General features: G+C 56.4%; 11 protein-coding genes and 4 tRNA genes. 3 read left to right on the top strand and 12 right to left on the bottom strand.

The annotated features are described in order from the left end of the window. The coding region (locus PseAD21_RS29860; RefSeq protein WP_218244973.1) for a hypothetical protein at nucleotides 1-203 on the top strand (203 nt) is incomplete at its 5' end. Here PseAD21_RS29860 and PseAD21_RS11920 read toward each other — a convergent pair. The 10 genes from PseAD21_RS11920 to PseAD21_RS11875 form a co-directional block, all read right to left on the bottom strand. Then, nucleotides 179-2,050: a SurA N-terminal domain-containing protein gene (locus PseAD21_RS11920; RefSeq protein ID WP_102355838.1), complete on the bottom strand. Its 1,872-nt coding sequence runs from the start codon at nucleotides 2,048-2,050 to the stop codon at nucleotides 179-181. The genes PseAD21_RS29860 and PseAD21_RS11920 overlap by 25 nt on opposite strands. Before the next feature lie 236 nt (nucleotides 2,051-2,286). Beyond that, the gene (locus PseAD21_RS11915; protein ID WP_008077714.1) at nucleotides 2,287-2,559 is read right to left on the bottom strand and encodes an HU family DNA-binding protein; all 273 of its coding nucleotides are present in this window, start codon (nucleotides 2,557-2,559) and stop codon (nucleotides 2,287-2,289) included. A 148-nt stretch (nucleotides 2,560-2,707) separates the two neighbouring features. Next, the gene (gene lon, locus PseAD21_RS11910; RefSeq protein WP_102355837.1) at nucleotides 2,708-5,104 is read right to left on the bottom strand and encodes an endopeptidase La; all 2,397 of its coding nucleotides are present in this window, start codon (nucleotides 5,102-5,104) and stop codon (nucleotides 2,708-2,710) included. A 163-nt stretch (nucleotides 5,105-5,267) separates the two neighbouring features. Further along, on the bottom strand, nucleotides 5,268-6,551 hold the full coding sequence (gene clpX / locus PseAD21_RS11905; RefSeq protein ID WP_003223632.1) for an ATP-dependent Clp protease ATP-binding subunit ClpX: 1,284 nt from the start codon (nucleotides 6,549-6,551) through the stop codon (nucleotides 5,268-5,270). A gap of 112 nt (nucleotides 6,552-6,663) precedes the next feature. Then, on the bottom strand, nucleotides 6,664-7,299 hold the full coding sequence (gene clpP, locus PseAD21_RS11900) for an ATP-dependent Clp endopeptidase proteolytic subunit ClpP (protein ID WP_003223631.1): 636 nt from the start codon (nucleotides 7,297-7,299) through the stop codon (nucleotides 6,664-6,666). 92 nt (nucleotides 7,300-7,391) lie between these two features. Further along, nucleotides 7,392-8,702: a trigger factor gene (gene tig, locus PseAD21_RS11895; RefSeq protein ID WP_102355836.1), complete on the bottom strand. Its 1,311-nt coding sequence runs from the start codon at nucleotides 8,700-8,702 to the stop codon at nucleotides 7,392-7,394. Nucleotides 8,703-9,100: 398 nt separating this feature from the next. Continuing rightward, nucleotides 9,101-9,176, bottom strand: a tRNA-His gene (locus PseAD21_RS11890). A 76-nt stretch (nucleotides 9,177-9,252) separates the two neighbouring features. Further along, nucleotides 9,253-9,337, bottom strand: a tRNA-Leu gene (locus PseAD21_RS11885). Nucleotides 9,338-9,394: 57 nt separating this feature from the next. Then, a tRNA-His gene (locus tag PseAD21_RS11880) sits at nucleotides 9,395-9,470 on the bottom strand. A gap of 32 nt (nucleotides 9,471-9,502) precedes the next feature. Continuing rightward, nucleotides 9,503-9,579: transfer RNA gene (locus tag PseAD21_RS11875), tRNA-Arg, on the bottom strand. A 275-nt stretch (nucleotides 9,580-9,854) separates the two neighbouring features. On the opposite strand from PseAD21_RS11875, the gene folD reads away from it, so the two are divergent. Next, nucleotides 9,855-10,709, top strand: coding sequence for a bifunctional methylenetetrahydrofolate dehydrogenase/methenyltetrahydrofolate cyclohydrolase FolD (folD, locus tag PseAD21_RS11870; RefSeq protein WP_025108912.1), 855 nt, complete (start codon nucleotides 9,855-9,857; stop codon nucleotides 10,707-10,709). A 229-nt stretch (nucleotides 10,710-10,938) separates the two neighbouring features. After that, entirely contained in the window at nucleotides 10,939-11,877 is a 939-nt protein-coding gene (gene pbpG / locus PseAD21_RS11865) for a D-alanyl-D-alanine endopeptidase (RefSeq protein ID WP_102355835.1), read from the top strand. 53 nt (nucleotides 11,878-11,930) lie between these two features. Here the strand turns inward: pbpG and PseAD21_RS11860 are convergent, their stop codons facing one another. Together PseAD21_RS11860 and PseAD21_RS11855 are read right to left on the bottom strand one after the other, a co-directional pair. After that, nucleotides 11,931-12,137, bottom strand: a complete 207-nt coding sequence (locus PseAD21_RS11860) for a hypothetical protein (protein WP_102355834.1) — start codon at nucleotides 12,135-12,137, stop codon at nucleotides 11,931-11,933. Nucleotides 12,138-12,149: 12 nt separating this feature from the next. Continuing rightward, a complete protein-coding gene (locus tag PseAD21_RS11855) occupies nucleotides 12,150-12,356 on the bottom strand; it encodes a DUF6021 family protein (RefSeq protein WP_102355833.1) in 207 nt (68 codons plus the stop codon). Nucleotides 12,357-12,441 lie beyond the last annotated feature (85 nt).

Here is a 12,441-nt window from a genome sequence, read left to right as displayed (position 1 = left end):
CGTCTGAAAAAGTGACTCGCCGTAAGGGCGAAACCGCCAGCCGCCACACCCGAAACAACGGATATTCACCCACCCCCCAAGAACATGGCCGGCGCAAAGGCCGCCACGACCAAAAACCCAGACAAAAAAAAGCCCCGACCATAAGATCGGGGCTTTCCTGTCACCACTCAGTCAAACATCAATACCGCTTGATGTCCGCCTGACTTTCCAACTGCTTGCGGAACGCCGCAAAGTCCTGCTGCCCCTCACGAGAAGCGAGGAAGCGACGATACTGCGCCTTCTCTTCATCAGTCGGCGCCACCGCTTCGTTTACGCCATTGAGGCGCACGATCATCAGGCTACCGTCCTGCAGCGTTACGCTGCTGAAGGTCGGCTTGTCCTTCGCTGCCGGCTTCGGCATGCGGAACAGCGCCTGCAGCACAGTCGGGTCAACCCCTTCCTGAGCGCGAGTTGCCGCTGCAACAACCTTCCAGCTCTGACCATCAACCGCTTTGTCCAACGCAGTCTTGCCATCGCGCAGGCTGGCGATCAACTGATCAGCCTTGGTCTTGGCAGCAGCGCTGGCGTGCTCTTTGGTCAACTGGGCACGGATTGCCGTGTTAACGGCTTCCAGCGGCAGTTGTTCTGGCTTCAGGTGTTCCTTGGCGCGCAGCACGACCACGGTTTCCGGGTCCAGCTCAATACCGGTGCTGTTGGCGTTTTCTTCCAGCACTTCCTGGCTGAATGCAGCCGCCACCACAGCACGATTGGCCGAAATGCCTTCGCCACCTTCACGGCCGAACGGCTTGGAAGTGTGCACGGTCAGCTTCAGATCCGCCGCTGGCTGAGCCAGGTCAGACGCTTCGAACGCCGAGTCTTCCAGTTGCTTGGTCGCCTCGACGAAACGCTGCTCGACCTGTTGCGTCTTCAGCTCGCGGGTCAGCTTGTCTTTCAGGCTGGCCAGGGTCGGCACCTCAGGCGCTTCAACACCCAGCAGCTTGATCAGGTGGTAACCGAAATCGGTACGCACCGGCGCGGACACCTGGTCCTTGTTCAGCGAGTACAGGGCTTTTTCGAAGGCTGGATCGTAGACGCCAGGACCTGCGAAACCGAGGTCACCGCCATTGTTCGCCGAACCCGGATCCTGCGAGAACTCCTTGGCCAGCGCGTCGAACTTCTCGCCCTTGGCCAGACGCGCCTGGACGTCTTCGATCTTCGCCTTGGCTTGAGCGTCGGTGGTCTTGTCGTTGACTTCGATCAGGATGTGCGCGGCACGACGCTGTTCCGACAGATTGGCGATCTCTTTCTGATACGCCGCCTGCAGGTCTTCGTCCTTGACGGCGACCTGGTCGAAGAACGAAGACTTCTTCAGCTCGACGTAATCGACAACCACCTGTTCAGGGGTCATGAATTCCTTGGCGTGCTCGTCGTAGTAAGCCTTGACCTCATCGTCGGTCAGCTTGACTGCGGCCGGATCGGCCTTGACGTTCAGCGAAGCGAAATCACGGGTCTGTTTTTCCAGACGGGCGAAAGCCAGTACTTCGGCATCGGTGACGAAACCGCTGCCGGCAACACCTGCACGCAGCTGGCCGATCAGCATTTCCTGAGCCAGCATCTGGCGGAATTGCATGCGGGTGTAGCCCAGTTGACGGATCACCTGGTCGAAGCGCTCGGAGCTGAACTTGCCGTCCACCTGGAATTCAGGGGTCTGCAGGATCACCTGATCCAGTGCACCTTCGGAGAAAGCGAATTTCGATTGTTCTGCACCTTGCAGCAGCAGCTTGCGATCGATCAGACCCTTGAGGGCCGATTCGCGGAGCATTTTTTCATCAAGCAAGGAAGCATCGAAGTCCTTGCCCAGCTGTTGCATCAGCTGACGGCGTTGCATGTCAACGGCCTGGCTCAGCTCGTTCTGGCTGATTTCTTCACCATTGACCTTGGCCGCATCGTTGGTGTGCGTCGTGGCCTTGAAAATGGCATCGAAACCGGTCAGAGCCATCAGTGCAACGATGACCCCGATAATGGTCTTGGCAATCCAGCCTTGTGAATTGTCCCTGATATTCTGCAGCATGCGTCCCCCAGAAACGGTTGAACTTCAAAAATTTGGCAACCGTGGAGCGTGGGTAGAATCCGGATAGAAGAAAGGCGCATCCGAGGATGCGCCTTCTCGTAACTGGCGGAGCGGACAGGGCTCGAACCCTCGATCCCGGCGTTACAAGCCACTGCTTCAGCGACCTGCTCTACCGCTCCGCTGCCAAGTCAGGCATGACCCCGACCCGGATGGGTAAAAACCTGAAACAAACTAACTTAGTTAACCGCTTCTTTCAGTGCTTTACCGGCTTTGAAACCTGGCTTTTTAGCAGCAGCGATTTGCAGCGTCTTGCCGGTCTGTGGGTTACGACCAACGCGAGCTGGACGATCAGTCACGGAGAAAGTGCCGAAACCAACCAGAACAACGGAGTCGCCAGCCTTGAGAGCGCCAGTGACGGATTCGATTACAGCGTCCAGCGCACGGCCAGCAGCAGCTTTCGGGATATCAGCGGATGCAGCGATAGCATCAATCAGTTCCGACTTGTTCACTCTAAGTCCCCTTATATCTATTTTGAGATGATTCTAAGTTTTTTGGTGAAAGCAAAAACGAGTGCTGAATGGCCTACAGACACTTAAGAGCCGCTTTATAACAAGGGCTCTAAAAAGCTGTCAAGGAAGCCACCCAGGCAAAAACGTATTAATGCGTGCTAATTCTTTCCTTTGAATCAGACTCACGTTTTTCGTCCTTGGAAACTATCTCCGGAGCCACATCCGGCAAGGGCTCCGGCGCGTATTGCAGCGCAATTTGCAGGACCTCGTCAATCCATTTAACCGGTTTAATCTGCAGATCCTGCTTGATATTGTCAGGAATCTCCTTCAGATCGCGCACGTTCTCTTCCGGAATAATCACAATCTTGATTCCGCCGCGGTGGGCCGCGAGCAGTTTTTCCTTCAGACCACCAATCGCCAGCACCTGACCCCGCAGGGTGATCTCACCAGTCATGGCGACATCGGCGCGCACCGGGATCCCGGTCAATGCCGAAACCAATGCCGTGCACATGCCTACACCAGCACTAGGGCCGTCTTTGGGCGTTGCCCCTTCCGGCATGTGGATGTGCGTGTCGCGCTTCTCGTGGAAGTCCAGGGGAATACCCAGGCTCTTCGCGCGGCTGCGCACCACGGTCAGGGCGGCAGTGATCGATTCGACCATTACATCACCCAGCGAACCGGTCTTGATCAACTGGCCTTTACCCGGCACCACAGCAGCTTCGATAGTCAGCAATTCACCGCCAACCTGCGTCCAGGCCAGGCCAGTCACCTGCCCAATCTGATCCTGTTGCTCGGCCAGGCCGTAGCGGAACTTGCGCACACCGAGGAAGTGTTCCAGCAAATCAGCTGTCACTTTCACCGAGAAGCGTTTTTCCAGCGCGTGCTCTTTCACAGCTTTGCGGCAGACCTTGGCGATCTGACGTTCGAGGCCACGCACACCGGCTTCACGGGTGTAGTAACGGATGATGTCGCGGATCGCTTCCGCGTCGAATTCCAGTTCGCCCTTCTTCAGACCATTAGCTGCGATCTGTTTTGGCGAGAGGTATTTGACGGCAATGTTGATCTTTTCGTCTTCGGTGTAGCCTGGCAGGCGAATGACTTCCATCCGGTCCAGCAGTGCCGGCGGGATGTTCATCGAGTTCGAGGTGCACAGAAACATCACATCGGACAGGTCGTAATCGACTTCCAGATAGTGATCGTTGAAGTTGTGGTTCTGCTCCGGATCGAGCACTTCCAGCAACGCCGACGCCGGGTCGCCACGCATGTCGCTGCCCATTTTGTCGATTTCATCAAGCAGGAACAGTGGGTTGCGTACGCCCACTTTTGTCATCTTTTGAATCAATCTTCCCGGCATCGAACCGATGTAGGTTCGGCGGTGACCACGAATTTCCGCCTCGTCACGCACACCACCGAGGGCCATACGCACGAATTTACGGTTGGTGGCATGGGCGATCGACTCCGCCAGCGAGGTTTTACCCACGCCAGGAGGACCGACCAGGCACAACACCGGCCCACGGATCTTCTTCACGCGCTTCTGCACGGCGAGGTACTCAAGGATGCGCTCCTTGACCTCTTCGAGGCCGTAGTGATCGGCATCGAGAATATCCTCAGCACGCGCCAGGTCGAGGCGTACCTTGCTTTGTGCCTTCCACGGCACCTGCACCAGCCAGTCGATGTAGGAGCGCACCACGGTGGCTTCAGCGGACATCGGCGACATTTGCTTGAGCTTGTTCAGCTCGGCGGTGGCCTTGGCCAGAGCATCTTTCGGCAAGCCGGCAGCATCGATGCGCTTTTTCAGCTCTTCGATTTCATTGTGACCTTCATCACCGTCGCCCAGCTCCTTCTGAATGGCCTTCATCTGCTCATTCAGGTAGTACTCGCGCTGGCTGCGCTCCATTTGCTTTTTGACGCGGCCGCGAATGCGTTTTTCAACTTGCAGCAGATCGATCTCGGCATCCAGCAAGGCGAGCACATGCTCGACCCGGGCCGACAGATCGATGATTTCGAGGATTTCCTGCTTCTGTTCGATTTTCAGCGCCATGTGCGCGGCCATGGTGTCGACCAGGCGCCCAGGCTCATCGATGCTGTTGAGCGACGACAGGACTTCAGCCGGGACTTTCTTGCCCAACTGTACATATTGTTCGAACTGCGATAGCAGGCTGCGCACGAAAACTTCCGACTCGCGCTCGGCGGCGTCGACTTCGTCGATCAGCGAGACCTCGGCGCGGCAATGCCCGTCGACTTCGCTGAAGCGCTCTACAGCGCCCCGCTGCTCACCTTCGACCAGAACCTTGACGGTGCCATCCGGCAGCTTCAACAGCTGCAGCACAGTGGCGATGGTACCTACGCGATAGAGAGCGTCTTCACCGGGATCATCATCAGCCGGGTTTCTCTGGGCCAGCAGCAGGATCTGCTTGTCACCCGTCATCGCAGCCTCGAGGGCTTCGATGGATTTCTCGCGCCCCACGAACAGCGGGATAACCATGTGCGGATAAACCACGACATCACGCAATGGCAGGAGAGGCAATTCGATGGTTGTCTTCATGATTTCGCCTCTACGGCGGCCATATGGCCGTAATCAGATGGAATTAAGCTTGAAACCAAGATGGGGGCTGCCTTGAAAAAAAACAAGCGCAAAGCGGATGTAAAAAACGACATAAAAAAAAAGAGGCCCGAAGGCCCCTTCTTTGTTTCGACAGAGTGGACGCTTACGCGTCCGGCGCTGCCTTGGCCGTCGGCTCACTGTTTTCGTAGATATACAGTGGCTTGGACTTGCCTTCGATCACGCTTTCATCGATGACGACTTTGCTCACCTCGGACTGCGAGGGGATTTCGTACATCGTGTCGAGCAACACACCTTCGAGAATCGAACGCAGACCACGGGCACCGGTTTTACGCTCCAGGGCACGCTTGGCGACCGATTTCAGTGCGTCGGTCCGGAACTCCAGATCCACGCCTTCCATCTCGAACAGCTTGGCATACTGCTTGGTCAGAGCATTTTTCGGCTCGGTGAGGATCTGCATCAGCGCAGCCTCATCAAGCTCGTCCAGCGTCGCGAGGACCGGCAGACGACCGACGAATTCCGGGATCAGACCGAACTTGACCAGATCGTCAGGCTCGACTTCACGCAGGGATTCACCGACTTTCTTGCCCTCTTCCTTGCTGCGCACTTCTGCGTTGAAACCGATGCCGCCCTTGGTGGAACGGTTTTGAATAACCTTTTCCAGACCGGAGAACGCACCACCGCAGATGAACAGGATGTTACGGGTGTCGACCTGCAGGAATTCCTGCTGCGGATGCTTGCGGCCACCTTGCGGTGGAACGGAAGCGACCGTGCCTTCGATCAACTTGAGCAAGGCCTGCTGCACGCCTTCACCGGAAACATCGCGGGTGATCGACGGGTTGTCGGACTTGCGGGAAATCTTGTCGATTTCGTCGATATAGACAATGCCCATCTGGGCTTTTTCCACGTCGTAATCGCACTTTTGCAGCAATTTCTGAATGATGTTCTCGACATCCTCACCTACGTAACCGGCCTCGGTGAGGGTGGTTGCGTCGGCGATGGTGAACGGAACGTTCAGCAGGCGGGCCAGTGTTTCGGCCAGCAGGGTCTTACCCGAGCCTGTCGGGCCGATCAGCAGGATGTTGCTCTTGCCGAGTTCGACGTCGTCAGCCTTTTTGTCACGCTGGTTCAGACGCTTGTAGTGGTTGTACACCGCTACGGCCAGAACCTTTTTCGCACGTTCCTGACCGATTACATACTGGTCAAGGATGCCGCTGATTTCTTTAGGCGAAGGCAATTTATGCGCGCTGCTTTCGGCCTGTGCTTCCTGCACCTCCTCGCGGATGATGTCATTGCACAGGTCGACGCACTCGTCGCAGATAAAGACCGAGGGGCCGGCAATCAATTTGCGCACTTCATGCTGGCTTTTGCCACAGAAGGAGCAATAGAGCAGCTTGCCGTTGTCCTCGCCGTTGCGGGTGTCAGTCATTCGTTCGATCCAAATCCGATAGGCTTGCAACACAAGATGAAGGCTATTGCGGGCTTTTTCAAGCCCGCTGGTGGTCGGACCTGCCGACCAACCTTATTTTGAGCTGCTTATTTTACGCGGGACGCTGGCTGATGACTTCGTCGATCAGGCCGTATTCCTTCGCAGCTTCTGCACTCATGAAGTTGTCGCGGTTGGTGTCACGCTCGATTTCTTCAAGCGTACGACCGCTGTGCTTGGCCATCAGCGTGTTGAGACGCTCGCGAATGAAGAGGATTTCCTTGGCATGGATTTCAATGTCCGACGCCTGGCCCTGGAAACCGCCCAGTGGCTGGTGAATCATCACGCGCGAGTTCGGCAGGCAGAAACGCTTGCCGGGAGCACCGGCCGTCAGCAGGAATGCACCCATGCTGCACGCCTGACCAATGCAGGTTGTCGATACGTTTGGCTTGATGAACTGCATGGTGTCGTAGATCGACATACCCGCTGTCACCGAACCGCCCGGGGAGTTGATGTAAAGATGGATGTCCTTGTCCGGGTTTTCCGCTTCAAGGAACAGCAATTGCGCACAGATCAGGTTGGCCATGTAGTCCTCTACAGGACCCACCAGAAAAATTACGCGCTCCTTCAGAAGGCGCGAGTAGATGTCATAGGCGCGCTCGCCACGAGCAGATTGCTCGACAACCATCGGGACCAGGCCGCCTGCGGCCTGGATATCAGAGTTCTGCTGAATATACGAATTACGGAACATGCTCTGCAGTCACTCCCAAATAGTTATGTCTTGAATACGCATAAGCCAGCTCGAAGGCTGGCTTATGTGTGTACTTCTTAACGCAAAAACAATCAGTCGGCTTTTGGAGCTTCTACCGGCTTGACCGCTTCTTCGTAAGAGACCGATTTGTCGGTCACGCTAGCTTTCTGCAGAACAGTATCCACAACTTGTTCTTCCAGCACAACCGAACGAACTTCGTTCAGTTGCTGCTCGTTCTTGTAGTACCAGGACACGACCTGCTCAGGCTCTTGGTAAGCCGAAGCCATTTCCTGAATCATTTCACGAACGCGGGCGTCGTCAGGCTTCAGGTCGAATTGCTTGACCACTTCAGCCACGATCAGACCCAGCACTACACGGCGCTTGGCTTGTTCTTCGAACAGCTCGGCCGGCAGCTGGTCAGGCTTGATGTTGCCACCGAACTGCTGAACAGCCTGCACGCGCAGACGGTCAACTTCGTTGGACAGCAGAGCCTTTGGCACTTCGATCGGGTTGGTGGCCAGCAGACCGTCCATTACCTGATTCTTGACCTTGGACTTGATGGCCTGACGCAGTTCACGCTCCATGTTCTTGCGAACTTCGGTGCGGAAGCCTTCCAGACCGGTTTCCTTGATGCCGAATTGAGCGAAGAACTCTTCGTTCAGCTCAGGCAGTTTTGGCTCGGAAACGGTGTTTACAGTCACGGTGAACTCGGCGGTTTTGCCAGCCAGGTCCAGGTTCTGATAGTCCTCTGGGAAGGTCAGGTTCAGAACGCGCTCTTCGCCCGCTTTAGCGCCAACCAGGCCTTCTTCGAAGCCCGGAATCATGCGACCGGAACCCAGCACCAGCTGAGTACCCTTGGCGGAGCCGCCAGCGAATGCTTCGCCGTCAACCTTGCCAACGAAATCGATGTTCAACTGGTCTTCGTTCTGAGCAGCGCGATCGGCCACTTCGAAACGGGTGTTCTGCTTGCGCAGGACGTCCAGCATTTTGTCCAGATCAGCGTCAGCCACGTCAGCGCTCAGGCGCTCGACAGTAATGCCGTCGAAACCAGCAACAGTGAACTCAGGGAACACTTCGAATACGGCTACGTATTCCAGGTCCTTGCCTGCTTCCAGCGACTTAGGCTCGATCGAAGGCGAACCGGCAGGGTTCAGCTTCTGCTCAACCACAGCTTCGTAGAAGGAGGACTGGATGACATCACCAACAGCTTCCTGACGAGCGTCAGCACCGAAACGGCGCTTGATTTCGCTCATTGGCACTTTGCCTGGACGGAAGCCAGCAATCTTGGCCTTTTGGGCAGTCTGCTGCAGACGCTTGTTGACCTGGCTCTCAATGCGCTCAGCCGGCACGGTGACGCTCATGCGGCGCTCAAGAGCAGTAGTATTTTCAACAGAAACTTGCATGGATATTCCTCGTTGCACAGACGTTAGCCGGCCGTTTCCGACCCCAGAATCAAGGGCATGCATTCTAGTGGGTCAAACTCAAGAAGTCACCCTACTGAAAACGGGTAAAAAAACAGCAGGCCATTTATAGGTGTGAATGCAGCAATGCACTCCACCCCGAAGACGAATAAGGACCATCACGCCAGGGCTCTGCTTCAACCGCTTCTATATATAGAAGCAACTGCGAGCCATCTCCCTGACAGCCGATCCCGTGAACATGGCCGGCGGTCGGCACGACAGTCTCAGCTCACGAGCACGACGAAACGCCCCGCCCTTGCGACCCGAAACCTGCGCGACCAAACCACAAGCCGTAAAACAAAAAAGGCGCCAGACTGTTAAATCTGGCGCCTTTCGAAATATGGGGTGGACGATGGGGATCGAACCCACGACAACGGGAGTCACAATCCCGTGCTCTACCAACTGAGCTACGCCCACCATATTGCAGTGCAAGCAAGCCTTTCGACTTTTTTGCTGAACCTCACCAGGCCTGCGGCATGAATGAAGCTTTAATTGGTGCGGATGAAGAGACTCGAACTCTTACGCCTCGCGGCGCTGGAACCTAAATCCAGTGTGTCTACCAATTCCACCACATCCGCAGATGAAGCTTTTAAAGCAAAGGCGCCAGACTGTTACATCTGGCGCCTTTCGAAATATGGGGTGGACGATGGGGATCGAACCCACGACAACGGGAGTCACAATCCCGTGCTCTACCAACTGAGCTACGCCCACCATATCGCGTTACTTGTGCCAAAGCTGCCTAATGGCGCACCCGGCAGGACTCGAACCTGCGACCATCCGCTTAGAAGGCGGATGCTCTATCCAGCTGAGCTACGGGCGCCTTATTAATCTGTACCCTTGAAGGACTACAAACTAAATGCTTTCCAGTCTTGCAGAACCGTAATTCCGCTCGACCTTCCTAACCAGTGCTAGGCTGTGCCCGACAAGTGCGACGAATAGTATAGAGCGCTCCCAAGGTCGTCAAATCCTTTTTGAAAAAAATTCATTTAATTAAAGGAGTTAGGGGAATTTGCTGACCAAGCGCCTTTGCCCTCACCGCTCGACATGCGAGAATGCGTTCTCTTTTTTTCCCCTCTCGATGGTTAATCACGCGCAATGACTGCACAACTAATCGACGGCAAATCGATCGCCGCCAGCCTGCGCCAGCAGATCGCCAAACGAGTTGCCGAGCGTCGCCAGCAAGGCCTGCGCACTCCCGGCCTCGCGGTGATCCTGGTCGGCAGTGATCCTGCCTCTCAGGTTTATGTCTCGCACAAGCGTAAAGACTGTGAAGAGGTCGGCTTCCTCTCTCAAGCCTACGACCTGCCTTGCGAAACCACTCAAGAAGCGCTGACCGATCTGATCGATCGCCTCAACGACGACCCGGCCATCGACGGCGTGCTGCTGCAACTGCCGCTGCCCGAGCACCTGGACGCTTCCAAACTGCTGGAACGCATCCGCCCGGACAAAGACGTCGACGGCTTCCATCCTTATAACGTCGGTCGCCTGGCCCAGCGCATCCCGCTGCTTCGCCCATGCACCCCGAAAGGCATCATGACCTTGCTGGAAAGCACGGGTGTGGACCTTTATGGTCTGGACGCGGTGGTGGTTGGCGCATCCAACATCGTCGGGCGTCCGATGGCGATGGAGCTGCTGCTGGCCGGTTGCACCGTGACCGTCACGCATCGTTTCACCAAGGATCTGGCCGGCCACGTCGGTCGTGCAGATCTGGTGGTCGTAGCTGCCGGCAAACCAGGCCTGGTCAAGGGCGAGTGGATCAAGGAAGGCGCGATCGTGATCGACGTCGGCATCAACCGTCAGGACGACGGCAAACTGGTCGGTGACGTGGTGTACGAAACCGCCCTGCCCCGTGCCGGCTGGATCACTCCGGTTCCGGGTGGCGTCGGTCCGATGACCCGTGCCTGCCTGCTGGAAAACACCCTCTACGCGGCAGAAACCCTGCACGCCTGAGGCGTTTTTCCCCGGTAAAAGAACCCCGCCCTGTGCGGGGTTTTTTGTATCCGAGAAAAAACACTAACCGTTCGCCGGAAACCCCTCTTTTTACAGGCGTTTTCACGAGATTTTCAGGTCATTCAAACAACCATCGACAGAACTTCAGCCATACTCCTAGAATGCGACGTTTTTAAGAAACAACCCGTTACAAACTAACGGAATATCCAACCTTTATGAGTTCGCCCGCGTGAAAATTCGTCTTTCGATCCTGAGCCTGGTTTTTGCTGTTTCAGGCACATTCGTCACGCCAACTGTCAACGCCGCTGAAACCACCGCTGCGCCACGTGATGCTTCGCAACTGAAAATCGCCTCCGGCAGCGCCCTGCTTATGGATTTGCAGACCAATAAAGTCATCTATTCGAGCAACCCCGACGTGATCGTGCCGATCGCCTCGGTGAGCAAGCTGATGACTGGACTGGTCGTGGTTGAAGCGCACCAGAACATGGACGAATGGATCGACGTCGACATCAGTCACACGCCAGAAATGAAAGGTGTGTTTTCCCGGGTCAAGCTTCGCAGCGAACTACCGCGCCGAGAGATGCTGCTGATCGCCCTGATGTCCTCGGAAAACCGCGCTGCCGCCAGCCTGGCCCATCACTATCCGGGCGGCTACGCAGCCTTTATCGCAGCGATGAACGCCAAGGCCAAGGCGCTGGGCATGACCAACACGCACTACGTTGAGCCAACGGGCCTGTCCGAGCGTAACGTCTCCACCGCCCGCGACCTGAGCAAGTTGTTGGTGGCCGCGAGCAAGCACCCCATCCTCAGTGAGCTGACCACCACCAAGGAAAAAACCGTGTCGTTCCGTAAACCCAACTACACACTGGGTTTCCGCAATACCGATCACCTGGTGAACAAGGCCGACTGGGACATCAAGATCACCAAAACCGGCTTTACCAATCCGGCCGGGCATTGCCTGGTATTGGTCACAAAGATGGGCAACCGCCCAGTCGCCCTGGTGATTCTCGACGCGTTCGGCAAGTACACCCATTTCGCTGATGCGAGTCGCATCCGCAGTTGGATGGAAACCGGCCGGAGCGCCAGCGTCCCGGCGGTCGCGCAACAATACAAGGCCGAGAAAAACCTGAAGAGTCGCCAGAGCGGCGTGGTCGAAGCGTCCAAGTAATTCGCGCAGCAATAAAAAGCCCCGATATTTCGGGGCTTTTTATTGCCTGTGAATCAGTCATTGGGCAGCGGCATCTGCTCATCATCGGGAATGCCATCACCGGCACTCGGGTCACGATGATGCTCAGGCGTCACCACATAGGGTCGGGCGAGCGGATCACGCAGCGGGCTGTCCGGATCCAGCACCGGATCCACCTCTTCTTCGGGCGTGGTCGGCACAGTGTCCGGATGTTTATCGTCGAAGCTGGAATCGGTACTCATACGCACCTCACTTCAAGGTTTCAGATCGGCCAACGGGTCATAAGGCTTGGCCGGGCGCTTGCTGTCTTCACCGGGCTGTACGTCTTTCGGTGCCTTGGCGGGGCCTACCGGGTCAACCTGGCGGTCATCGAGGTCCGGCGAATCCGGATCGAAGTCCAGCTCATGACCCGAGGAATGCTCGCTCGAGTGCGGGCCTTGGGGGGATGGGGAATCTGCCATGCTCGCCTCCTGATTCAACCGCAAAGAAGGTTGTTTCCTTTAAGAGGCTTGCCGGGCCCAGTGGTGCCCGGCAAATGACGAACGG

This window comes from Pseudomonas sp. AD21 (genome assembly GCF_002878485.1).
GTDB lineage: Bacteria > Pseudomonadota > Gammaproteobacteria > Pseudomonadales > Pseudomonadaceae > Aquipseudomonas.
This window is presented reverse-complemented; position numbering and strand designations above follow the sequence as displayed.